Source organism: Williamsia sp. MIQD14, from assembly GCF_051025635.1.
Classification (GTDB): Bacteria; Actinomycetota; Actinomycetes; order Mycobacteriales; family Mycobacteriaceae; genus Williamsia_A.
Window position 1 is genome coordinate 1,613,590 of the sequence record NZ_JBPFDG010000001.1, and the last position, 22,959, is coordinate 1,636,548.

The window sequence follows — 22,959 nt, forward strand, 5'->3', positions numbered from 1 at the left end:
CCCCGACCCCGACCGACCCCGCCCCACCCGCAGTGGGGCCGTCATGTGCGCCGGTCGGGCCCTCGTTCGCGTCGGGTCGGCCGTCGTGGCGCGGTGGGTGCGACCATGGTCCGATGATCGTCGCGTCGTACGACCGCATCGCCGATCTGGCGTTCGAGGCCGTCGTCTTCCTCGACACCGAGAGCAGCGACTGCTTCCAGATCCAGCGCGACCTGCTGACCCAGGTCACCACGACGGCGCCGACGTACCAGGTCAGCACCGGTATGAGCGCTCCGGTCCCCGATGGCATCACCCAGTGGCGTCGCGTCGGCGACCGGTTCGAGTTCGCGCTCACCGCCCGTGCGTCGCGGATCTTCGGGGGCACCGACGTCCTGTCGTTCGATGCCGAGGCCGCCGATGGCGTGACCCTCGACGAGATCGCCGAGCACGTCGAGCGTTTGCTGCGCTGACCACGCCGTCGCGCCCACTACTCTGGAGCGCGTGGATCCCGAGAACCCGATGGCAGGACTGTTGGCGCAGGCGCAGAAGATGCAGGAGCAGCTTCTCGCCGCGCAGAACCAGATCGCGGAGACCGAGCTGACCGGCTCGGCCGGCGGCGGCCTGGTCACCGTGACCGGTAGTGGCACCGGTGAGGTGACCGGTGTGACGATCGACCCGAAGGTGGTCGACGTCGATGACGTCGAGACGCTGCAGGATCTCGTCGTCGGCGCGCTGGCCGATCTCGCGGCCCAGCGCGACGCCCTGGCCTCGCAGACCATGGGTCCGCTGGCCGGTGGCCTCGGCGGTCTGGGCGGTGGGCTGCCCGGATTCGGCGGCCCCGGCATCGGTCAGTGACAGGCCCGTGTACGAGGGACCGATCCAGGATCTGATCGACGAGCTGGCCAAGCTCCCCGGTCTGGGACCCAAAGGCGCACAGCGTATCGCGTTCCACCTGCTCGGCTCCGAGAACCAGGAGTTCAACCGGCTGATCGCCGCGCTCGGACACGTCCGCGACGACGTGACGTTCTGCGCCGAGTGCGGCAACGTCTCCGCCGACAAGCTCTGTCGCATCTGCTCCGACGCCCGCCGCGACACCACGAAGATCTGTGTGGTCGAGGAACCGAAGGACGTGCAGGCGATCGAGCGGACCAAGGAGTTCAAGGGCCGCTATCACGTCCTCGGCGGTGCCCTCGACCCCCTCGGTGGTATCGGTCCCGATCAACTGCGTATTCGAGAACTGTTGCGGCGCCTGGGTAATCAGGCCGATGGCGTCGACGTCACCGAGGTGATCGTCGCCACCGACCCCAACACCGAGGGCGAGGCCACCGCGACCTATCTCGTGCGGATGCTCAAGGACTTCCCGGGCCTGTCGGTCACCCGACTCGCCTCCGGTCTGCCCATGGGGGGCGATCTCGAGTTCGCCGACGAACTGACCCTCGGCCGCGCGATGTCGGGTCGCCGCGTCCTGACGTGACCATGACCTCAGATCGCGAGTCGGCCTCGGTGGCATCGGATCTCGCTGACGAACTCCGATCGGGCATCGTCGTCGTCGACGGACCGTCGGGTGCCGGCAAGTCGTCGTTCGCCGATCAGTTGATGACGGCGCTGCACGATCGTCGCCGCGGTGCGGTCCTCATCCGCACCGACGAGTTCGCCACGTGGGACGACCCGGTGGGCTGGTGGCCCGAACTCGAACACGAGGTGCTGCAGGCGTACACCCGCCGTCACGACTACCGACACCGACCCCGGATCTGGCGTGGCGAGGTCGCCGAACCCGGTCCGCGCGTGTGGATCCGGTGGGAGCCGCTGTTGATCATCGAGGGTGTCTCCAGTGCGCGGACGGCGATGGCCGACCGCGCCGATCACGCGCTGTGGCTCGACGGTCCCGATGCGCCCGAGCGCCTCGAGCGTGCGGTGGCGCGCGACGGTGAGAGCACCCGCGAGCACCTTCGACGCTGGCAGGACTTCGAGGTCGGCTGGTTCGCCGTCGACCGCACCCGCGAACGGTGCCGCGTGGTCGGCTGACTCAGTCGAGCTCTTCGAGAGTCGCCCCGAGGTCGGCTCGCTCCCAGTGACGCCGGGTGTTCTCGCACCACAGCACCTCGTACACCGACGTCATGTGCCCGCCCACCGGGTGTGAGGCGCCGGCCACGACGGTGATGTCGTCGGGTCCCGTGAACTCGTTCTCCACCACGACCTCGGTCACTCGTGGATCGCATGTCGCCGCGGGTGGGATGTCGACGAGTGCGCAGGCGTGACGCCAGAAAGTCGTGATGGTGATGGGGCCGGAGTCCCGGTCGGTCGCGACGGAGGTGACGGTGACGCCCGCATGACCTGTCCGGGTGCGGTGATCCAGAACGGTCCAGTCGAGGGCACGGCTGAGCGCGGTCACCGATGACCATGCGTGGGTGTCGAGTTCGCCCACGTCGCGGTCGCTGTCGGCGCGGAGGGTGAGGAACAGTTGGTGTCGCACGCCCGGGACCATCGGATCACCGTCGCACGCGACACCGACAGTGGCGGGGCGGTGCTACCGCTTCGCCGCGGCGATCCGTTCGCGGCGGAGCTGATCGATCTCGGGCAGGTCGAGTGGTGTGAGCGCCGCGCCGCCCATGGCCCGCGACAGCAGGTGGTCGGCGAGTTCGGGGTTGCGGGCGAGCACCGGACCGTGGAGATAGGTCCCGATGACCGACCCGGTGACGGCGCCGTCGGCCCGGTCGCCGGCGCGGTTGCCGTGGCCGGAGTCGACACGCGCGAGGGGAACCGAATCCGCGCCGAGAACGGTTCCACCGCGGTGGTTCTCGAAGCCGGTGAGCTGCTGCGTCAGACCGGCGACGGTCGGGGTGGTCACCAGTTCGCCGATGCTGCGGGTCGTCTGCGGCGTGGTGGTGAGGTCGAGCATCGAGATGCCCTCGACCCGCTCGCCCGCCGAGGTCTCGTACCAGTGGCCCAACACCTGGATGGCTGCGCAGATGGCCAGCACGGGTGTGCCGCGCTCGGCCGCCTTCTGTAGACCCGGGTAGCGCAACAGGTGTCGGGTGGCGAGACGCTGCGCGTAGTCCTCGGCACCGCCGAGTGTGTAGACGTCGAGCGACTCGGGCACGGGGTCGTCGAGGGTGATCTGCACGATCTCGGCGGCGACACCGCGCATTCGTGCGCGCTGTCGGAGGATCAGCGCGTTGCCACCGTCGCCGTAGGTGCCCATCACGTCGGGCAGGACAAGACCGATCCGCAGGGTGGAGTCAGCCACGTCGCACCCCCTCTGAGCGGTCGATCCGATCGATCGCGACGCCGAGGTCGCGGAACGCGGTGTAGTTGGCGAGGACGTCGACCCGTCCGGGCGGGCAGGAGGCGATGGCCATCAACGGATCCGGGATGGTCTGGTGCTCGGCGCCGGCGTAGAGCAGTCGCACCCCGAGATCGGACGCGCGTTCGCCGGCGGCGACCACCGTCGTGTTCTCGAAGTGCTCGAAACGCACGTCCCAGAGCCACGAGAGGTCCTCGCCGTCGGGGACCTGTCCGTTGACCGCGATCACGAGTCCGGCGGCGTCGGGATCGATCATCGACAGCGCCTCCTGCCATCCCGCGGGGTTCTTGGCCAGCAGCAGACGCACCGAGTGCGGGCCCACGGTCCGTACCCCGTACCGTCCGGCGACCTCACCGACCTCGGACACCGCGACGACGGCGGTGTAGGGGTCGGCACCCATCGCGACCGCGGCGGCCACAGCCTGGGTCGCGTTGCCGCGGTTGGCCTTCCCGGGCAGCGTGAGCGTCATCGGTGCGGTGAACCCGTCGGGTCCGTGGATGGAGTGGTCGTCGAACCACCATGCGGGAGTGGGACGTCGGAAGTCGGTGCCGCTGCTGAACCACACGTCACCGGAACGGATGATCGGCTCGCCCGAGCGGGGGCAGCTGACCGAGTCGTTGGCCCATCCGGCGCCGGCGGCGACCCACACCACGTTCTCCGCGTCGTACGCCGCGGACGCGACGAGCACGTCATCGCAGTTGGCGATCACCGTCATGTCCGGGTGCCGTGCGATGCCCTCGCGCAGCCGGCGTTCGATGATGTTGATCTCGCCCACACGGTCGAGCTGATCGCGTGAGAGGTTGAGCAGCACAAGCACATCGGGGTCGACGGCGTCGGACACGTGGGGCACGTGCAGTTCGTCGACCTCGATCGCCGCGTACGGGGCGTCGCGGCCGAGGGTGAGTGCGGCGATGATGCCGGCGTCCATGTTCGCGCCGTCGGCCTGACTGATCACGCTTCCGAGCGAGGCCAGTGCGGCCGCGGTCATCTTCGTCGTCGTGGACTTGCCGTTGGTGCCGGTGATGAGAGCGGTGGCCTTGCCGCCGGCGAGTCGGCCCATGATCGAGGGGTCGATCTTCGCGGCGATGAGGCCGCCGATCATGGAGCCTTTGCCGCGACCGGTTCTCTGGGAGGCCCAGCGGGCTCCTGCGGCCGCCGCGAGCGCCGTCCGCGTACGGAACGGGAGGCGCGCCCGGGGAGTTGCGTGCTCCCGGCGTTCTCTGGGGGCGTCGGACATGCCGATGAGTCTGTCACAGGGACCGCTCTGCCCGCGGCGCCCATCATCCCGCCGAGACAGCCGACGATGACCACGGCGGCCCCGATGAGCTGCAGCGCAGACGGGTTCTCACCCAGCACCAACCACGAGGCGGTGATCCCCACCACGGGCACCAGCAGCGAGAACGGTGCCACCGTGCTGGCGGGATGCTTGCTCATCAGGTAGGTCCACAGTCCCGAGCCGGCGACGGTCCCCAACACGATCACGTAGGCCAGTCCGGCGAGGGCGACGAGACCTTCGTGGGTGAACGCCGTCGACAGAGCATCGACGCCTGCCGACGGGCCCTCGATCACCAGGCTCACGAGATACAGGGGGATCGGGGGGATCACGCACATCCACAGCGTGAGTCGCATGGGGTTGTCGGGCTTGGCGAGGCGACTGCCGAGATTGCCGAAGGCCCAACCCAGGCCGGCGACAAGGGTGAGCAGCATCGGGAGCACGCCGATCCCCGCGCCGGCCTCGGCCCGGTCGACCCCGATCAGCACCATGCCCCCGATCGCGACGCCGATGCCGAGCACCTGCCGCCGGGTCATCCGCTCGCCGAGCAGCAGCACGCCGAGGACGACGGTGAACGGCGCCGAGGACTGCAGCACCAGGGACGCGAGGCCGGTGGGCATGCCGTTCGCCAGCGCCAGGAACAGGAACGCGAACTGGATGATCCCGAAACCGGTTCCGTAGAGCAGCAGCCATCGCACCGGAACGTTCGGGAAGGGGACGAACAGGATCACCGGGACCGCCATCACGGCGAATCGCAGCGCGGCGAAGAAGAAGGGCGGGAAGTGTTCGAGCCCGGCGTGGATGGCGATGAAGTTGAGTCCCCAGAGGACCACGACGGTCAGCCCGATGAGACGGTGGCGAGTGCTCATGGGGTTCATCGTCGGCGGGCGCACAGCTTCAGAACAATCGAATTGTGATGGATTGACGATGTAGATTTCCTACATGGACGTGCACCGACTCCGCCTGCTCAGGGAGTTCGCCGACCGGGGCAGCGTCGGAGCGGTCGCCGATGCGATGCGTCTCACGCCCTCGGCGGTGTCGCAGCAGCTCAAGATCCTCGCCCGGGAGGCGGGTATCGAGCTCCTCGAGCAGCAGGGACGCGGATTGCGTCTCACCGACGCGGGCCGGGCGCTGGTGCTGCGCGCCGACGAGGTGATCGCGGCTGTCGACCGGGCCGCCGAGGAGATGGCGGCCCGCTCACGCACCACCGTCGGCACGGTCCGGCTCGCGATGTTCCCCTCGGCCGCAGCGCTGCTGCTGCCGGATCTGTTGTCGGCGACGGGGTCGTCGGGGATCGAGCTCGTCGCCGCCGACGTCGACGTGCCCTATCCGTCGGCGCCCGACGCCCTCGCCGATCACGATCTCGTGCTCACCCACCGCGACGAACGTGCGCCGTCGATCACCTCGCCCCGCGTGCGTTCCGCCGTGGTGATGCGTGAGCCCGTCGACCTCGTCGTCCCGCCGGATCATCGACTCGCCGAGCGCGCGTCGGTGAGTCTCGACGACCTCGACGACGAGGACTGGATCAGCGTGCGCGGTGGGTTCCCCGTCGACGACGTCCTGCTGTCGCTCGCGACGGTGACCGGTGTCGCGCCGCGAGTGATCCACCGGATCAACGACTTCGCGGTCATCGAAGCCATGGTGGCCGCCGGCCACGGCATCGCCCTGATGTCCCGACACGCGGTACGACATCCGCAGGTGCATCGGCTCGTGCTTTCGGGCGTCCGCGCGGCGCGCGTCTACGAGATCCTCCATCGTCCGACGGCGCTCGACCGCCGTGTCAACGCATCGGTGCTGAACGCGCTGTCGGCAGCGTGCGCGGACTTCGGGGCGATGACGACACAAATGGTCAAATAATTCTTTCCACCGCGTATATTTACGGTGGCTTTGTTCACGATTTATTGCACATAGCTGTAGTCTGATATCCGATTGTTTGCGCCGCGTCGTCGCATTGTCGCACGGTGAGCCGCATCACCAATCGTGCTCTTCACCTGGGCTGACGGTGCTGTCAGGGCCGCAATTCATGATTCTTCGTCACACACGGGCGCAATCGTTGTTCGTAGATTTTGATGTGCTCGACTTGTCGTGTTTCTATTCGTGGGCGCGGCTGTCGGGGGGCGGTTTATCACCTTTCCTCGGCAGATTCCCGCGTCCAGAATCGGGTTCAGGGGGAACATCGCGTGGAGCAGGCACAGGATTACTCGGCAGGAGCGCAAACCAGGGGCGCGGGCGAGGCGTCCGATCTCCGACGTCGCCCGCCCACAGCGCTCCGGCTGGTGTCGGTCGCGCCGCACCCGTCCGACGCCATCGAAGTCCGTACCGCCGGTGCGCGTGGACCCGTTGCCCCTCGGGGCGGAACGGGTCTCCTCTCCTACTGGCGCGCCACCAGCGAGCGGTCGCTCCTCCGGGCGGCGATACTCGCCGCCGCGGCCGATGTCTCCGCGAACGTCGGCATCGAGGCGGGTACGCGCCGTGGATCGCGGTCGTCAACACCGCGCCTCGTGTGGCGGCGGTTCATCCGGCGCTGAATCTCCGCCCGTCGACCTGCGGGTCGACAATGCCCTGTGGGTCAGCTGAACTGGTAGTCGCTCACGGGGAAGGTCGAGGCGGCCGCGAACGACGCCGACGTCGAGGTGGGGCGCAGAAGCGCCGCCTCGCCGTGCTGGTTGAAGTAGTAGCTGCGCGAGGTGGAGCACTGTCCGCCGTAGAAGACCGAGTCGCCCAGCTTCTCGGTCACGTCGTCGAGGAACGTGGAGTTCGCCTCGTCGGTGACCTCGAAGGTGGCCGCGCCACGACGTTCGAGTTCTGTCAGCAGTCGCTGCATGTGGGCCATCTGAGACTCGATCGTGGTGAAGTACGACAGCCCGCTGTAGGAGTACGGGCTGTTGAGGCTCAACAGGTTCGGGAACCGCGGCACGGTGATGCCCTCGTAGGCCTGGAAACGGTTCGTCCGCCACCACGCGCCGAGATCACGGCCCTCGCGGCCGATGATCTGCAGGGCCGGGAAATTGACATCCCACAGGTTGAATCCGGTGGCCAGCACGAGGGTGTCGATCGGCGTGCGGGTGCCGTCGGCGGTGATGACCGCGTCGGTGGTGAAGCGTTCGATGGACGAGGTCTGCAACCGGGTGTTCGGGCGGTTGAAAGTGCGGAAGTACTTGTTGGAGAACGTGGGTCGCTTGCAGCCGAAGTCGTAGTGCGGGGTGAGGGCGCGGCGGGTGGCGCGGTCGCGCACCGACACCCGCAGGTGTGCGCGGGCGACCGCGGCCGCGATCCGGTTGACCGCCTTGGCCTGACGGAAGTGCAACACACCGACGACCATGATGGCCTCGAGAATCGCGTTGTTCACCGTGCGGGCCGCCCGCTGCGTGCGGGGGATGCGGGCGAACAGTCGCTGGACGAACCGCGGTATCGCGAAGTCGATCTTGGGGACCACCCAGATCGGCGTCCGCTGGAACACGGTGAGATCGTCTGCCCGGGCCGCGATCTCGGGTATCAGCTGCACCGCGGTGGCGCCGGTGCCGATGATCGCGGCGCGTTCGCCGGCGAAATCGTGGGTGTCGTCCCACCGTGTGGTGTGGATGATCTTCCCGGCGAACTCCTCGATACCGGGGAAGTCCGGCGTGTACGGCTGCGACAGGAAGCCGGTGGCGGTGACGAGGAATCGACCGCGCAGCGTCTCGCCGTCGGCGGTGGTGACGACCCACTGCTGGGCGGCGTCATCCCACTCGGCGCGCTCCACCACGACCCCGAACCGCATCGACCGACGCAGGTCGTAGCGCTCGGCGACGTGTTCGGCGTAGCGCTTCAGCTCGGCACCCGGTGCGAACAGTCGCGACCAGTACGGGTTGGGCGCGAACGAGTACGAGTAGGTCACCGAGGCGATGTCGACCGCGAGTCCGGGGTAGTGGTTGACATGCCACGTCCCGCCCAGGTCGTCCTCGCGTTCGAGGATCGTCACGTTCGTGAGACCGAGCTCGGCGAGGGCGATGGCAGCGCCCATGCCGCCGAAGCCCGCGCCGACAATGATCGCGTCGAACTGTGGTGTCATCGTCGACCCCTCAGGTAGGTGGTACACGCAGTTACACGTACCCGAGGAGTCTCGCGCGGTGGCGCCGAACCGTCAAGGTCCGTGAGCAGGTCTCAGCACCCGCCGCCCTCGGGTCAGGGGGCCCAGGTGCGCGGTGCGGGACCGGCGGCGACGTCGTCGCCGGTGCCCGTTCCGAAGCGCTTGCGGTGGTTGCGGTTGACCGCCGAGACGACCGCGCGCAGCGTCGCGGTGGTGATCGAGGTGGCGATGCCGACACCCCAGACGACCTCGCCGTCGATCTCGGTCTCCACGTAGCTGGCCGCGCTGGCGTCGAAGCCCGCGGTCATCGCGTGCTCGCTGTAGTCGAGGATCCGGATGTTGAACCCGACGGTGCCCAGGGCGTCGACGAACGCCGCGAGCGGTCCGTTGCCCCGGCCGGCGATCTCCTTCTCGACACCGTCGACCTTCACGACCGCGTTGATGCGGTCCTCGCCGTCGTCGGTCTCGGCGGCGTCGACGCGCTGGCTGATGCGCTCGAGCGGTCGCAGCGGGTGCAGGTACTCGTCGGCGAAGACGTCCCACATCTCCTTGGGCGAGACCTCGCCGCCCTCGCCGTCGGTGATCTTCTGGATCTCGCGGCTGAACTCGATCTGCAGTCGACGCGGCATGGCCAGACCGTGGTCGGACTTCATGATGTAGGCGACACCGCCCTTGCCCGACTGGCTGTTCACGCGGATCACGGCCTCGTAGGTGCGCCCGACGTCCTTCGGGTCGATCGGCAGGTAGGGCACCTGCCAGTAGAGGTCGTCGATGTCGGAATCGGCGGCGTCGGCGTCGACCTTCATCTGGTCGAGACCCTTGTTGATCGCGTCCTGGTGGCTGCCGGAGAACGCGGTGTAGACCAGGTCGCCGCCGTAGGGGTGCCGCTCGGGGACCGGGAGCTGGTTGCAGTACTCGACGGTGCGGCGGATCTCGTCGATGTCGGAGAAGCTGATCTGTGGGTCGACACCGCGGCTGAACAGGTTCATGCCCAGGGTCACCAGGCACACGTTGCCGGTGCGCTCACCGTTGCCGAACAGGCAACCCTCGATGCGGTCGGCGCCCGCCTGGTAGCCGAGTTCGGCTGCGGCGACGGCGGTTCCGCGATCGTTGTGCGGGTGCAGACTCAGGATCACCGAGTCGCGTCGGGCCAGGTTGCGGTGCATCCACTCGATCGAGTCGGCGTACACGTTCGGTGTCGCCATCTCGACGGTGGCCGGCAGGTTGAGGATCATCGGGTCGGACGGTGTGGGCGCGATGATCTCGGTGACCGCGTCGCACACCTCCTTGGCGTAGCTGAGTTCGGTGCCGGTGTAGGACTCCGGCGAGTACTCGTAGCGCCAATGGGTGTCGGGATACTTCTTCTCCTCCGACTTCACCTTGTGAGCGGCGTCGGTGGCGATCTTCGTGATCGCGGCTTTGTCGGCACGGAACACCACGCGCCGCTGCAGCACCGAGGTGGAGTTGTAGAAGTGCACGATGACCGACCGCGCACCGCGGCAGGCGTCGAAGGTGCGCTCGATGAGCTCGTCGCGGCACTGGGTGAGGACCTGGATGGTCACGTCGTCGGGGATGGCCCCGTCGGTGATGATCTCGCGGACGAAGTCGTAGTCGGTCTGGCTGGCCGAGGGGAAACCGACCTCGATCTCCTTGTAGCCCATGCGGACAAGCAGGTCGAACATGCGGCGCTTGCGCGCCGGGCTCATCGGGTCGATGAGGGCCTGGTTGCCGTCACGCAGGTCGACGGCACACCACGCCGGTGCGCGGTCGATGACGTGGTCGGGCCAGGTGCGGTCGGCCAGCGTGACGGCCTCGACCTCGTCGGCGAAGGGCTTGTACCGGTGCGCGGGCATCGCCGACGCGCGCTGGGTGTTCCAGCTCGGCTGGTCAGAGGGGACGGGGCCGCCGGGCGACACGATGCGGCTGGCTCCGGAACGAAAACTGTCTGCTGCAGGCATTGAGGGTCATTTCTCCGTGGTCGTGGATGAAGTGACCGGCGCAGTATCGACCCCCGCGACGGGGAGCCGGTCTGATCAGACCCCGCCGCGGCACCCGAGAAGGAGGCTGCGCCGCATGGTGGCAGACGATACCCCCGCCCCCGTGATGGGCCAAACACTCACCCGACCGCGGTCGCTCGGGCACGCAGGTCGGCGACGACGTCCGCGTCGAGCGGACGGTCACGCGGCGCGGTCCAGCACGCGGCGAGCAGATCGTGGCCGAGGTGGCGTAGTCGCACGTGGGAGGGCCAGTCGGTGCGGGCCCATCCGGGCTCGTCGACGGCGCTCTCGGTCGCGGCGAGCTCGGCCTCCATCAGCGCCCACTGCACGTCTCGGCGCCCGGCCCGCGCCGTGTCGCTGTGCGGTGAGGCGACGACGACGTCGTCGAGCAGGCGCTGCATGTCGCCCACCGCGGCCGACCGGGACCACCGTGTGGTGCGCCGGTGCGCGCCGGGGCTCACCACCCACAACGAGGCGACCGCGACGGCCACGCCCAGCGCCGTCTCGATGACCCGGTCACCGGCGATCACCGCGAGTCCGGCCGTGGTCGGCGACATGAGGAGGGCGAGCGGGGTGATGGCGAGAACGGCCAGCCCGTAGTTGCTCACCACACTGATCTCGATGGTGAAGGTGAGGACGGTCAGGATCGCGACCAGCGCCACGCTGCCCGGCTCGAGAAGATGGATCACGGCGAAGAGACCTACGCCCACAACGGTTCCGGCGAGTCGATGGGCGCCGCGCAGCACACCACGGATGCGGTCGGGCCCGAGCTGCAGGACCAGGACGACCGCGGCGATCGCCCAGTCGGGTCGGCTCAGCCCGACCGCGACCGAGACCAACCCGACGACGGTGGCGGCGACGACCACGCGCGTCGTGGCGACCACCGCGTGGCTGTGCGGGTGTGCGGCCGCCCGGAGGCGTTGCGTCACCGAGGGGCGCGGTAGCGGGGCGGTGGCGAGGGCGACGTCGTCATCGGCGCCGTGCAGCCGGTGGTGTGAGCGCCAGAGTCGCTGTGCCAGTGCGCCGTCGGTCTGCGCGGCGTCGTGCAGCACGCTCCAGGCGTGCAGCAGTTGGCCGGACGCGCCCTGGCGCAGTGCGGATTCCGGTGGTGCGTCGGTGGCGAGGTAGTCGTCGATCGCGGCGACGGCCGCGGTGACCGACGACTCCTCGGGTCGTGAGCGGTGTATCAGCGCCGGGGTCATCCCCGCGATCACCGAGCCCACGGTCCCGGCCGCGGTGCACCCTACGACGACCCACGGGTTCACGCCGTGCTGGGTCACCGTGGCGGCGATACCGCCGGTAAGCACGAAGAACAGCGGTCCGGGCGGACCGATGCGCAGGGCGTTGCCCACGAACACCGCGACACCGGCGATGGCGACCGACGCCATCACGAGTCCCGAGCGCACCGCCGCCGAGGCGTCGAGATCGGCGAGGTGGCCGAGGGAACCCATCACCGCGACCGAGGCCAGCAGCGCGGCCGAGGCGACGCCGATGACCCGCCATCGGATCCGGAAGGGGCGGTTCTCGCCGTAGAGCACCGCGAACGAACCCAGCGCGGAGAACAGGGCGTTGTGTCCGAGCCCGACGGCGAGCAGCACCACCGCGGGCAGGGCGAACGCGGCTGCGGCGCGCACCGCGGCCGGCCAGCGCGTGCCGAAGCCCGACACCCCGAAGAACAGGGCACGCACCGACGGCCGCGGGGGCGGCGGGTGTGGCGCGGTGCCGTCGTCCGGGCTCATCCGCCGAAGGGGTGGCCCCAGCGATCGGCGAACGCGATCTCACCCAGGGGCCGTCGCGTGCGCTCTCGGGCGTCCTTCTCGGCGATCTTCGGTTCCAGCGTGGCCGCGTCGGCGAGGGTCCCGACGGCGAGCAGCACCAGCGGTCGCTCACCCGCGGGGATCTCGAAACGCTCGATGGTGGCGGGGACCTCGAATCCGGCCATCGGGTGACCCACATAACCGAGATCGACGGCCTGCAGGATCATCTGTGCGGTCGCGAGTCCGAGATCGACGGCACCGTAGGTGGTCGCGTTCGCGTCGGTGGCGTCGTCGCGGGTCGTGAGCAGGATCAGCGCCGATGCCGCTGTGGCCCAGGTGTTCCCGCGGCTGAGCACCTCGGTGAGTGCGGTGAAGGTCGCATCATTGCGCACACCGACGACGAACCGCACCGGTTGGGTCGATCCCCAGGTGGGCGCCCACCGCCCGGCCTCGAGGATCGAGGTCAGGTCGTCGGGGGGAATGGTCGCCGAGGCGTCGAGGCCTCGCGCGCTCCAGCGCTTCTCGAAGAGCTCGTGCACAGTTGTCGTCCCCTCCTGCACCCGCAGCGCGGGCACCGTCAGCGCGCCGGCCGGCGGCGCAGCACGACCGCGATCACCACGGCCATCACCACCAGTATTCCTGCGCTGGCGCCGACGGCGACATGCAGCCCGTCGACGAACGCATTGCGAGCGGTCTGCGCCAGATCACCACCCTGGCCCGACCCCAGTTGCGATGCGTGACGCAGGGTCTCGCCGAGGGTGTCGGAAAAGTCGCGTCCGTCGGAATTGCCGCGGAACACCAGGGTGGCCAGCGAACCGATCAGCGCGAGCCCCAGCGAGGTGCCGAGCTCGAAGCTGGTCTCGGAGATCCCCGACGCCGCGCCCGCACGCTCGGGCGGTGCCGACGCCACCGCGACCTCCGACACCAGGCTGAAGACGATGCCGTAGCCGACGCCGGCGACGGTGGTGGCCGCGAGGTAGATCCACAGCGGCGTGTCGGTCCCCAGGGCCAGCAACCCGAGATTGCCCGCGGCGGCGAACAACAACGCCGTCACGAAGGCGCCGCGATTTCCCAGCAGGGAGCTGATCCGTGAGGCCCCCAGCGAGAACACCGCGACGGCGACCGCCATCGGGACGCCGGCGAGTGCCGCGGCGAGCACATCGCGACCCAGCACCGACTGCAGGTAGATGCCGGTGAGATACGACAGGGCGCCCAGGGTCATCATGCAGGTCAACGCGGCCAGGATGGCCGAGGTGAATGCGGGCAGGCGGAACAGGTTGATCTGCAGCAGAGGGTGTTTCGCGCTCCGCTGCTGCCGGATGAACGCCACGATCGCGGTCACGCCGACCACGGCGGAGACGATCCCGACGGCGTCGACGCCGTCGGCCGCGACGTGCTTGATCGCGTAGACCAGCGGCAGGATGCCCAGCAGTGACAGCACGACGCCGACGACGTCGAAGGGATCGGTGGTGCCCGAACGGTATTCGGGTACGAACCGCGGTGCGAGCGCCAGCAGCACCAGCAGGATCGGGACGTTGAGCAGGAAGATGGAGCCCCACCAGAAGTGGTGCAGGACCACACCGCCGATGACCGGGCCCACGGCCGAGCCGCCGGCGAAGCATGCGGTCCACACGCCGATGGCCAGCGAGCGATGGCGCAGGTTGGGGAACATGTTGCTGATCAACGACAGGCTCGCCGGCAGCAGCGTCGCGCCGCCGACACCCATCAGCGCTCGTGCGCCGATGAGCACCTCGGGGTTCGGCGCGAAGGCCGCGATCACCGACGCCAGACCGAACAGCGTCGCGCCGGTCAGCAGGATCTTGCGGCGTCCGAAGCGGTCGCCGATGTTGCCCATCGTGATGAGCAGTCCGGCGATGAGGAAGCCGTAGATGTCGACGATCCAGAGCTGCTCGGCGGCCGTCGGCTCGAGCTGATCGGTGATCGTCGGGATGGCGAGGTAGAGGACCGAGAAATCCATGGCGACCAGCAGCACCGGCAGCGACATGATCGCGAGGCCCAGCCAGGCGCGGGGGTCGGTGCGCGGCTGCGTCCCTCGCGGGTCGGCGCCTCCTGTTGTCTGCGCGATGGTGCTCATGCTGCTGTCCTCCTCTGCCGGCTCGATGGGCGGGCACTGCCGTGATCAACCATGGCGCGTACGGCGTACGCGGATGGTTTGCTCCGGCAAAGATACCCATGTGGGTACGCTGTACGCAAATGAATTCCGTGGTGCTCTGCGCCACCGTCGACGGGAGGTGGTGGGTGATGACCGAATCGACGGGATCGCCGCGCCTGACCCGGTCGGCGATCGTCGAGGCGGCGATCGATCTCGCCGACGCCGAGGGCTTCGCCGCGGTCACCATGCGCAAGATCGCCGACCGCCTCGGGGTGGGTGCGATGTCGCTCTACCGCCACGTCGCCGACAAGGACGCGCTGCTGATGGCGATGACCGAGGAGGTCGGTCGCCGGTTCCCGTATCCGCACGAGATGGCGCGCACCGACGGTGCCGGCGACACCCGCAGCGACGATCTGGCCGTGGTCGGCCACCGCACGTGGCGCGAGTGCGTGCAGGTCGCCGTCGAGATCGACTGGGCGCTCTACCAGCGTCACCCGTGGGTCGTGCTCGCCTACTCGTCACCCCGGCACAGCATGGGGGCGTCGAGTCTGGGATGTCTGGACTGGATGATGGCCGGCTTCTCGCAGCTCGGCGTCGACCGGGTGACGTCGGCCGAGATGACGCTGACCCTGTGGAGCTACATCCAGGGGGTGGCCCTCGCCGACGTCAGTGACCAGCTGCTGCGGACCAACGCCGAGCAGGTCTCCACACGCAGTGGTCTCGACGACGTGCTCGACGGCGACGAGACCGACGAGCCGCCGCCCCGGGTGGCCGCGCTGCGTGGTGTCGGCCGTGAGCGTCGACTGACCGACTCGCGCCGCCGACTCGACCACGGTGTCGAACTGCTCTGCGTGGGCTTCGAGGCCGCCGCCCGCTGACTGGCGGGATCTTTGCGAAGAGTGTCACGACTGCCACTGGTGGCAGGATCGTTGTGCCCGCAGAGTCAGTGCCATGACCCTCACGTTGATCCTGATCCTGACCCCTGCTCTCGTCCTGACGCTGTCGGTCGTCGATCGACGCCGGCATCGCGAGGCCGGGCTGCCCACACTCGACTCCTACGCCGGTGTCCTGACCGACCTCGGTCCCGACGCCGACGGCATCCGTGACGAGGTGATCATCCGCGCCGCGCGCGATCGACTCGCCGCGCACGAGCGGTCGGGGACCGACGCCGACACCGGGTTTCCCGGCCCGCGGTGGCTCGGGGTGCGGTGAGCCCCGCGGATGTGACCCGGACGGTCATGCCCCCGACACCGATCGGCTCCGACACCTACTGTCGAGGACATGCGTCTGGGACTGCGACACGCGATGCCCTCGGTCGAACTCTCCATCGACACACCCGCCGCCGCGGTGTGGGACGTGATCACCGATCTGACGGCCTGGCCGCAGTGGGGTCCCTCGGTGTCGGGGGCGCAGCTCGACACCGACGGCCCGTTGTCGGCGGGAGCGCAGGGCAAGGTGTGGACCCCGGTCGGCGTGCCGTTGCCGTTCACCATCACCGAGTTCACGCCGGGGCGCGCGTGGGCGTGGCGGGTGGCGGGCATCCCCGCGACGCGCCACGAGGTGATCCCGCGCGGCGAGGACCGTTGTGTGCTGAGTTTCGGTGTGCCCCTGTGGGCACCGGCCTACCTGACGATCATGGCCATCGCATTGCCACGCATCGAGAAACTCGCGCTCGTCCGCGCCTGATCGGGCCCGCGCGCTCAGATCGCGTGCGGGTACACCGTCAGCATGTGGGCGCCGAACCACGAGCTCAACGTGACCACCGCGGCCAACACCCACAGTTGCGTGAAGGGGCGGGCGCGGGCGAGCGCTATCGCCGAGGGGATCAGCATCACGAAGGCGGGCAACAACAGTCGCGGTCGGCTCATCATCAGCCCGCTCGAGGCGACGATCGAGACGATCACCAGGGTGCCGTAGAGCAGCACCGGCCACGGCAGTCGTTCCCACACGCACACCGCGACGAGTGCGATGGTGGCGACCATGATCCACGCCGTCGCGACCACGGCGACCTCGTCGGCGTTGACCAGCGAGTAGTTGACGAACTGCCAGGCGGCCCTGCCCCAGTCGATCTCGGTGCCCCAGCCCTGGGTCTGGATGGTGAACCATCCGGTGGGACTGCCGGTCTGGTGCCACACCACCCCGAGGTAACCGAGGTAGCCCAGCGGACTGAGGGCTATCGCGAGCCACGCCCGGGGCCCGTCGCGGCGCGCCAGCAGGGCCGCCAGCATCACCACGCCGACGAGGACGACGGCCGTGGGTCGGGTCAGCCCGGCCAGCATCGTCATCGTCCCGGCGAGCAACCAGCGATGTTCCAGCACGCCGACGAGCGCCCACACGGCGAGCGCGCAGAACAGGGCCTCGGTGTAGGCCATCGACAGCACGATCCCCATCGGCGCGGCGGCGAACAGCACGACCAGGATCAGCCCGACGCGACGCGGGACCACCTGCGACGTCGGTGCGTCGGTCGAGCCGGTGGTCGAGTTGAGGAACATCGAGACCCGCGAGGTGATCCGCAGATTGTCGGTGAACCACCCCGACCCGCCACGCGGCCGTTCGCCCATGAGGCGACAGCACAGTGCGCCGAGGCGCGCGACGCCGACCGCGGCGATGCAACCGACCACGATGTTGACCGCCATCGCGGCGCCGAAGGCGGTGACGCCCGGCAGCTTGGCGACCGCGCCGACGAGCATCGGGTACCCGGGGAAGAACGCGTACGGGGTGTTGGCGTCACGGAAACCGTGCGCGTCGGCCTGTGTGAAGGGCACACCGTTGTAGCCGTGTTCGGCGATGGCCAGCATCCACCTGCCGTCCCACGACGACAGGAAGTAGCCGACCGAACCGCCGCGCAGATCGGCGAAGCGCGCGAGCGTCAGCAGTCCGATCGCGCGGATGGCGAGATAGATCGCGATCGGCGCCAGCCAGTCCTGATGACGCCCGGCCCATCCGGGCTCGACCGGCGACGCGGGGTCGGTCGACGCGGGATCGCGGTCATCGGTGCTCGACCCGGGACGGTCGGTCGCGGTGGGGGTGCTCGCCGAGGGGGTTCCTGCCACGACTACAGATCGTAAGCCCAGCGATCGAACTGATCCGGCCAGGTCACCGCTCGAATCGGTCATGGTGCAGGTCGGCCGGTAGGGTATGGCGAGTCTCAGATCGCGGTACTCAGACGACCAGGACAGGTGGAGGTAGGCCGGCGTGGCGCTCGTGGTGCAGAAGTACGGCGGATCGTCGGTCGCATCGGCTGAGCGGATCCGTCGCGTGGCCGAGCGGATCGTCGCCACCAAGAAGCAGGGGAACGACGTCGTCGTCGTGTGTTCGGCCATGGGCGACACCACCGACGAACTCCTCGACCTCGCCGAGCAGGTGTGCCCGTCGCCGCCCGCCCGCGAGATGGACATGCTGCTGACCTCCGGTGAGCGCATCTCCAACGCGCTCGTCGCGATGGCGATCAGCTCGATGGGCGCCCAGGCGCAGTCGTTCACCGGGTCGCAGGCCGGCGTCATCACCACCAGCAGCCACGGCAAGGCCAAGATCATCGACGTCAACCCCGGCCGCGTCCGCAGCGCCCTCGACGAGGGCAAGATCGTCCTGGTCGCCGGGTTCCAGGGCGTCTCGCAGGACACCAAGGACGTCACCACCCTCGGCCGCGGCGGCTCCGACACCACCGCCGTCGCGTTGGCCGCGGCGCTCGACGCCGACGTGTGCGAGATCTACACCGACGTCGACGGCATCTACTCCGCCGACCCGCGCATCGTCCCCGACGCACGACACCTCGCGACCGTCTCCTTCGAGGAGATGCTCGAGATGGCCGCGTGCGGCGCCAAGGTCCTCATGCTGCGGTGCGTGGAATACGCCCGCCGCTACAACGTTCCCGTACACGTTCGCTCGTCGTACACGACCAAGCCCGGCACCATCGTGTCCGGCTCGATGGAGGACATCGCAGTGGAAGACGCAATTCTCACCGGAGTCGCACACGATCGCAGCGAGGCCAAGATCACCGTGGTCGGGCTCGACGACAAGCCGGGCTACGCGGCGCAGGTGTTCCGTGCCGTCGCCGACGCCGAGATCAACATCGACATGGTGTTGCAGAACGTCTCGAAGGTCGACACCGGCAAGACCGACATCACCTTCACGCTGCCGAAGGAACTCGGCCCGGTGGCGGTCGACAAGCTGATGAAGCTCAAGGGCGAGATCGGGTTCTCGGAGATCCTGTTCGACGACCACATCGGCAAGGTGTCGCTGGTGGGTGCGGGCATGAAGAGCCACCCCGGCGTGACCGCCACGTTCTGTGAGGCGCTGAGCACCGCGGGTATCAACATCGAGCTCATCTCCACCTCGGAGATCCGCATCTCGGTGCTCTGCCGCGACACCGAACTCGACGAGGCCGTCCGCGCGCTCCACGCCGCCTTCGATCTCGGTGGCGACGAGGTCGCGACCGTCCACGCCGGATCGGGGCGGTGACGCGATGACACGCATCGGAGTCGTCGGCGCGACCGGTCAGGTCGGTGCCGTCATGCGCACCCTGCTCGCCGAGAGGGAGTTCCCCGCCGACGACGTGCGGTTCTTCGCGTCGTCGCGGTCGGCGGGCAAGAAACTGCCGTGGCTCGACGGTGAGATCACCGTGGAGGACGCGGCGACCGCCGATCCCGCAGGCCTCGACATCGCCCTGTTCTCCGCGGGCGCGACGATGTCGCGGGAGCAGGCGCCGCGATTCGCCGCCGCCGGGGTCACCGTCATCGACAACTCGTCGGCCTGGCGCAAGGACCCCGATGTCCCGCTGATCGTCTCCGAGGTCAACGGTCACCTGGCCGCGAACCCGCCCAAGGGCATCATCGCCAACCCGAACTGCACCACGATGGCCGCGATGCCGGTGCTCAAACCGTTGCACGCCGAGGCCGGTCTGCGTCGGCTGATCATCTCGAGCTACCAGGCGGTCTCGGGCAGCGGTCTGGCCGGCGTCGAGGAGCTCGCGGGACAGTTGCGCGCGGGCATCGACGACGTCGAGAAGCTGGTCCACGACGGCTCGGCGGTGACCGGCCCCGCGCCGGTCAAGTACGTCGCGCCGATCGCCTACAACGTGATCCCGCTGGCCGGGTCGATCGTCGACGACGGGTCGTTCGAGACCGACGAGGACCAGAAGTTGCGCAACGAGTCGCGCAAGATCCTCGATCTGCCCGAGCTGCTGGTCAGCGGGACCTGCGTGCGGGTCCCCGTCTTCACCGGCCACTCGTTGTCGATCAACGCCGAGTTCGATCGGCCGCTGTCGGTCGAGCGGGCACGCGAGATCCTCGCCGACGCCGCCGGTGTGCGGCTGGTCGACGTGCCGACACCGCGTGACGCGGCCGGTATCGACGAGTCGTTGGTCGGACGCATCCGTGTCGACGAGGGTGTGCCCGACGGCCGCGGCCTGTCGCTGTTCGTCGCCGGCGACAACCTGCGCAAGGGTGCCGCGCTGAACACGATCCAGATCGCCGAACTGCTCGTCTGATTCCTCGGGTGCCACACTGGAGTGCGTGAGCACTCCGCCGGATCCCGAGCCCATCCCCAGCCTCGCCGAACTCGACGCCATGGACATGGCCGAGATCGCGGCCGGTCGGACCTCGGCCGACAAGGATCTGCGCGCCGACGACGTCGGCCCGCCGCCCCGCGCGTTGCAGCACGCATTCGTGCTGTGGGTGGGTGGCGCCGTCGCGGCGCTGATCAGCACGGCGTACGGGTTGATCAACCTCGGCACCATCTCCGACGCCCTGCGCGGGCGACTGGAGGAGGGCATCGCGACGGACCCGAGTGAATCCGCCCCGGCGACCCAGGTCGACTCGCTGTCGTCGACGTATCCGGTGATCATGCTGATCGCCATCGTGGTGTTGCTCGCCATCCAGTACCCGCTCCTGATCGCCGTCTCGCGCCACCACAGCCGTAACTGCCGCAGCTTCTACGTGACCGCGGTCGTGCTGATGCTGCTGTGCATACCCGTCGGCATCGACCTCCTTTTCGACTATCCGCAGGTCTCGCCGATCATGACGGTGGTCGCGTGGGTGCAGTTCGCGTTGCTCCTGCTCTCGGCGTTGTTCACTCTGCGTCGCAGCGTGAACCAGTGGCTGCCCGAGCCGATGCGTCTGCGTCCGGGACAGATGCGGTCCCGCCGCGGCTGAGTGTCGGCGAGATCTGGATTCGTTCCAGATGATGCCGTACCGTTGGTCCCATCTCCGGCCGTGAACGAATGCAGCCCGACCGACAAGCGCGACTCTTCGAGCCCTGGCGAGCCGCACGGCAATCGCAAGGAGACCTTCGATGACCCAGCACGCTTCCATTCCGCACACCACCACCAACACCGGCATCCCCGTCGCCAGCGACGACCAGTCGCTCACCGCCGGTGCGCAGGGACCGATCCTGCTGCACGATCACTACCTCATCGAGAAGATGGCCCAGTTCAACCGGGAGCGCGTGCCGGAGCGGGTCGTCCACGCCAAGGGCGGTGGCGCCTTCGGTGAACTCGAGATCACCCACGACATCTCGCGCTACACCAAGGCCAAGGTCCTGCAGCAGGGCGCGAGAACCGAAGCGCTGGCACGGTTCTCGACCGTCGCCGGGGAGCAGGGCAGCCCCGACACGTGGCGTGACCCCCGTGGTTTCGCGCTGAAGTTCTACACCACCGACGGCAACTGGGACCTCGTCGGCAACAACACCCCGGTGTTCTTCGTGAAGGACCCCATCAAGTTCCAGGACTTCATCCGCTCGCAGAAACGCCTCCCCGGTTCCGCGCTGCGCGACCACAACATGCAGTGGGACTTCTGGACCCTGAGCCCCGAGAGTGCGCACCAGGTGACCTGGTTGATGGGTGACCGCGGCATCCCCAAGACCTGGCGCAACATGGACGGCTTCGGCTCGCACACCTATCAGACGGTGAACGAAGCGGGAGAACGCTTCTGGGTGAAGTTCCACTTCAAGACCGACCAGGGCATCGACTTCCTCACCCAGGACGAGGCCGACCAGCTCGCCGGCAGCAGCCCCGATCACCACCGCAAGGATCTCTACGAGACCATCGACTCCGGTGATTTCCCGAGCTGGACCTTCAAGATCCAGGTGATGCCGGTCGACGAGGCCGCGGGATACAAGGTCAACCCCTTCGATCTCACCAAGGTCTGGTCGCAGAAGGACTATCCGCTGATCGAGGTCGGCAGGCTGACGCTCAACCGCAACCCCCGCAACTTCTTCAACGACATCGAGCAGTCGTCGTTCGAACCGTCGAATGTCGTTCCGGGCATCGGGTTCTCGCCCGACAAGATGCTGCTGGGCCGGGTGTTCAGCTACGCCGACGCCCACCGCTACCGCATCGGTACCAACTACTCGCAGCTGCCGGTCAACTACGCGAAGAACGCCGAGATCAACACCTATTCCAAGGAGGGGTCGATGTCGTACCGCTCTCACGGACCCGAGGTGCCGGTCTACGCGCCGAACTCCTACGGCGGCCCGCACGCGTCGGCGGACGCCGCCGGCGACGAGGGGGTGTGGAACTTCGACGGCGAGGCCCTGCGCACCGGGTACGTCGAGCACCCCGAGGACGGCGACTTCGGGCAGGCAGGTCAGCTCGTCCGTGAGGTCATGGACGACGATCAGCGCGACCGCCTCGTGGACAACATCGTCGGCCACGTGCTCGACGGGGTGACCGAGCCCGTGCTCAGCCGTGTCTTCGAGTACTGGACCAACGTCGATCCCGACCTGGGCAAGAAGGTCGAGGCCGGGGTCCGCGAGGGCGCCCAGGGCTGATCTGGGCAGACACCGTCACCGACGGCCCCGCGGAACAATCCGTTCCGCGGGGCCGTTGTGCTGGGCGTACGTGTTCGTTCGCGTACCCCACTGTCCCTTCAGGAAGAGGAGCTCATGAGCATCGACACCGTCTACACGATCACGTCCAAGGCCACCGGCGGCGGACGCGACGGACAGGTCTACTCCGACACCGGTCAGATCGATCTCGATCTGCGCCCGCCGAAGGAGATGGGCGGTAGCGGTGAGGGCAGCAACCCCGAGGAGCTGTTCTCGGCCGGTTACGCCGCATGCTTCCTCGGCGCCCTGCGCGCGACCGCCGAGCAGTCGGGTGTGAAGCCGCCGGAGGGCACCGAGGTGAAGGTGACCATCGGTATCGGCAAGGACTCCGCCGACGGCGGGTTCGGCCTGACCGCCGCGATCGACGTCACGCTGCCCGGCCTCGACCAGGAGACCGCCGACAAGGTCGCCGAGACCGCGCACTCGTTCTGCCCGTACTCCAAGGCGACCAAGGGCAACATCGACCAGAAGGTCACCGCACACGTCTGATCGCCCGCCAGGGCATCGACTGCGCTGCAGCGTGCATCACTCCCGCCCCTCGTGGAGGGGACGAGCGAGAGATGCACGCTGTCGGCGTCTTCGGGGCCGGTTGTAGCGTGAGCGGGTGACCGACCCCGACACCCCGGCTCCCGTCCCGCTGCAT

Annotated in this window: 23 protein-coding genes; 13 read left to right on the forward strand and 10 right to left on the reverse strand. The window is 68.6% G+C overall.

The genetic code is table 11. The features are described from left to right. Nucleotides 1-113 precede the first annotated feature (113 nt). Genes ACQ7HM_RS07225 through ACQ7HM_RS07240 form a run of 4 tightly spaced genes read left to right on the forward strand, consistent with a single transcriptional unit; the run spans nt 114 to nt 2,004 of the window. Nucleotides 114-449 carry a hypothetical protein gene (locus tag ACQ7HM_RS07225; RefSeq protein WP_434215518.1) on the forward strand — a complete coding sequence of 112 codons (336 nt, stop codon included), beginning with the start codon at nt 114-116 and terminating at the stop codon, nt 447-449. A 49-nt stretch (nt 450-498) separates the two neighbouring features. Continuing rightward, nucleotides 499-834 carry a YbaB/EbfC family nucleoid-associated protein gene (locus tag ACQ7HM_RS07230; RefSeq protein ID WP_434215655.1) on the forward strand — a complete coding sequence of 112 codons (336 nt, stop codon included), beginning with the start codon at nt 499-501 and terminating at the stop codon, nt 832-834. 7 nt (nt 835-841) lie between these two features. Next, a complete protein-coding gene (gene recR / locus ACQ7HM_RS07235) occupies nt 842-1,453 on the forward strand; it encodes a recombination mediator RecR (RefSeq protein WP_434215519.1) in 612 nt (203 codons plus the stop codon). A gap of 2 nt (nt 1,454-1,455) precedes the next feature. Beyond that, complete coding sequence (locus ACQ7HM_RS07240; RefSeq protein WP_434215520.1) at nt 1,456-2,004, forward strand: uridine kinase family protein; 549 nt, start codon at nt 1,456-1,458, stop codon at nt 2,002-2,004. Nucleotide 2,005: 1 nt separating this feature from the next. Here the strand turns inward: ACQ7HM_RS07240 and ACQ7HM_RS07245 are convergent, their stop codons facing one another. The 4 genes from ACQ7HM_RS07245 to ACQ7HM_RS07260 are packed head-to-tail and all read right to left on the reverse strand — an operon-like array spanning nt 2,006 to nt 5,425. Further along, the gene (locus ACQ7HM_RS07245; protein ID WP_434215521.1) at nt 2,006-2,452 is read right to left on the reverse strand and encodes a hypothetical protein; all 447 of its coding nucleotides are present in this window, start codon (nt 2,450-2,452) and stop codon (nt 2,006-2,008) included. Nucleotides 2,453-2,506: 54 nt separating this feature from the next. Beyond that, entirely contained in the window at nt 2,507-3,226 is a 720-nt protein-coding gene (locus ACQ7HM_RS07250) for a type 1 glutamine amidotransferase (protein WP_434215522.1), read from the reverse strand. After that, nucleotides 3,219-4,385, reverse strand: a complete 1,167-nt coding sequence (locus tag ACQ7HM_RS07255; RefSeq protein ID WP_434215523.1) for a MurT ligase domain-containing protein — start codon at nt 4,383-4,385, stop codon at nt 3,219-3,221. The genes ACQ7HM_RS07250 and ACQ7HM_RS07255 overlap by 8 nt, the downstream gene beginning before the upstream one ends. Beyond that, nucleotides 4,382-5,425 (reverse strand): EamA family transporter, encoded by a 1,044-nt coding sequence (locus tag ACQ7HM_RS07260; RefSeq protein ID WP_434215524.1) that lies wholly within the window; start codon nt 5,423-5,425, stop codon nt 4,382-4,384. The genes ACQ7HM_RS07255 and ACQ7HM_RS07260 overlap by 4 nt, the downstream gene beginning before the upstream one ends. 73 nt (nt 5,426-5,498) lie before the next feature. Between ACQ7HM_RS07260 and ACQ7HM_RS07265 the strand changes: the two genes are divergently transcribed. Next, complete coding sequence (locus ACQ7HM_RS07265) at nt 5,499-6,413, forward strand: LysR family transcriptional regulator (protein WP_434215525.1); 915 nt, start codon at nt 5,499-5,501, stop codon at nt 6,411-6,413. Between the two features lie 712 nt (nt 6,414-7,125). Here ACQ7HM_RS07265 and ACQ7HM_RS07270 read toward each other — a convergent pair. The 5 genes from ACQ7HM_RS07270 to ACQ7HM_RS07290 all read right to left on the reverse strand — a co-directional run bounded on the left by ACQ7HM_RS07270 (nt 7,126) and on the right by ACQ7HM_RS07290 (nt 14,474). After that, nucleotides 7,126-8,607 carry a flavin-containing monooxygenase gene (locus tag ACQ7HM_RS07270; protein ID WP_434215526.1) on the reverse strand — a complete coding sequence of 494 codons (1,482 nt, stop codon included), beginning with the start codon at nt 8,605-8,607 and terminating at the stop codon, nt 7,126-7,128. Nucleotides 8,608-8,720: 113 nt separating this feature from the next. Continuing rightward, nucleotides 8,721-10,583, reverse strand: a complete 1,863-nt coding sequence (gene leuA, locus ACQ7HM_RS07275; RefSeq protein WP_434215527.1) for a 2-isopropylmalate synthase — start codon at nt 10,581-10,583, stop codon at nt 8,721-8,723. A gap of 158 nt (nt 10,584-10,741) precedes the next feature. Beyond that, entirely contained in the window at nt 10,742-12,361 is a 1,620-nt protein-coding gene (locus tag ACQ7HM_RS07280) for an FUSC family protein (RefSeq protein WP_434215528.1), read from the reverse strand. After that, on the reverse strand, nt 12,358-12,918 hold the full coding sequence (locus ACQ7HM_RS07285) for a nitroreductase family protein (RefSeq protein ID WP_434215529.1): 561 nt from the start codon (nt 12,916-12,918) through the stop codon (nt 12,358-12,360). The genes ACQ7HM_RS07280 and ACQ7HM_RS07285 overlap by 4 nt, the downstream gene beginning before the upstream one ends. Nucleotides 12,919-12,956: 38 nt before the next feature. Continuing rightward, on the reverse strand, nt 12,957-14,474 hold the full coding sequence (locus tag ACQ7HM_RS07290; RefSeq protein ID WP_434215530.1) for an MFS transporter: 1,518 nt from the start codon (nt 14,472-14,474) through the stop codon (nt 12,957-12,959). A gap of 167 nt (nt 14,475-14,641) precedes the next feature. On the opposite strand from ACQ7HM_RS07290, the gene ACQ7HM_RS07295 reads away from it, so the two are divergent. The 3 genes from ACQ7HM_RS07295 to ACQ7HM_RS07305 all read left to right on the forward strand — a co-directional run bounded on the left by ACQ7HM_RS07295 (nt 14,642) and on the right by ACQ7HM_RS07305 (nt 16,178). Next, the gene (locus ACQ7HM_RS07295) at nt 14,642-15,370 is read left to right on the forward strand and encodes a TetR/AcrR family transcriptional regulator (protein ID WP_434215531.1); all 729 of its coding nucleotides are present in this window, start codon (nt 14,642-14,644) and stop codon (nt 15,368-15,370) included. Between the two features lie 73 nt (nt 15,371-15,443). Further along, the gene (locus tag ACQ7HM_RS07300) at nt 15,444-15,704 is read left to right on the forward strand and encodes a hypothetical protein (protein WP_434215532.1); all 261 of its coding nucleotides are present in this window, start codon (nt 15,444-15,446) and stop codon (nt 15,702-15,704) included. A gap of 69 nt (nt 15,705-15,773) precedes the next feature. Beyond that, complete coding sequence (locus ACQ7HM_RS07305; RefSeq protein ID WP_434215533.1) at nt 15,774-16,178, forward strand: SRPBCC family protein; 405 nt, start codon at nt 15,774-15,776, stop codon at nt 16,176-16,178. Between the two features lie 14 nt (nt 16,179-16,192). On the opposite strand, the gene ACQ7HM_RS07310 is transcribed toward ACQ7HM_RS07305, so the two are convergent. Next, nucleotides 16,193-17,545, reverse strand: coding sequence for a hypothetical protein (locus ACQ7HM_RS07310; protein ID WP_434215534.1), 1,353 nt, complete (start codon nt 17,543-17,545; stop codon nt 16,193-16,195). 142 nt (nt 17,546-17,687) lie between these two features. Between ACQ7HM_RS07310 and ACQ7HM_RS07315 the strand changes: the two genes are divergently transcribed. From ACQ7HM_RS07315 to ACQ7HM_RS07335, 5 genes are all read left to right on the forward strand, one after another. Further along, entirely contained in the window at nt 17,688-18,953 is a 1,266-nt protein-coding gene (locus ACQ7HM_RS07315; RefSeq protein WP_434215535.1) for an aspartate kinase, read from the forward strand. Nucleotides 18,954-18,957: 4 nt separating this feature from the next. Beyond that, nucleotides 18,958-19,980: an aspartate-semialdehyde dehydrogenase gene (locus ACQ7HM_RS07320; protein ID WP_434215536.1), complete on the forward strand. Its 1,023-nt coding sequence runs from the start codon at nt 18,958-18,960 to the stop codon at nt 19,978-19,980. A 25-nt stretch (nt 19,981-20,005) separates the two neighbouring features. Beyond that, the gene (locus ACQ7HM_RS07325) at nt 20,006-20,644 is read left to right on the forward strand and encodes a hypothetical protein (protein WP_434215537.1); all 639 of its coding nucleotides are present in this window, start codon (nt 20,006-20,008) and stop codon (nt 20,642-20,644) included. A 139-nt stretch (nt 20,645-20,783) separates the two neighbouring features. Next, nucleotides 20,784-22,259 carry a catalase gene (locus ACQ7HM_RS07330; protein ID WP_434215538.1) on the forward strand — a complete coding sequence of 492 codons (1,476 nt, stop codon included), beginning with the start codon at nt 20,784-20,786 and terminating at the stop codon, nt 22,257-22,259. A gap of 114 nt (nt 22,260-22,373) precedes the next feature. Next, complete coding sequence (locus ACQ7HM_RS07335; protein WP_434215539.1) at nt 22,374-22,805, forward strand: organic hydroperoxide resistance protein; 432 nt, start codon at nt 22,374-22,376, stop codon at nt 22,803-22,805. Nucleotides 22,806-22,959: the final 154 nt, after the last annotated feature.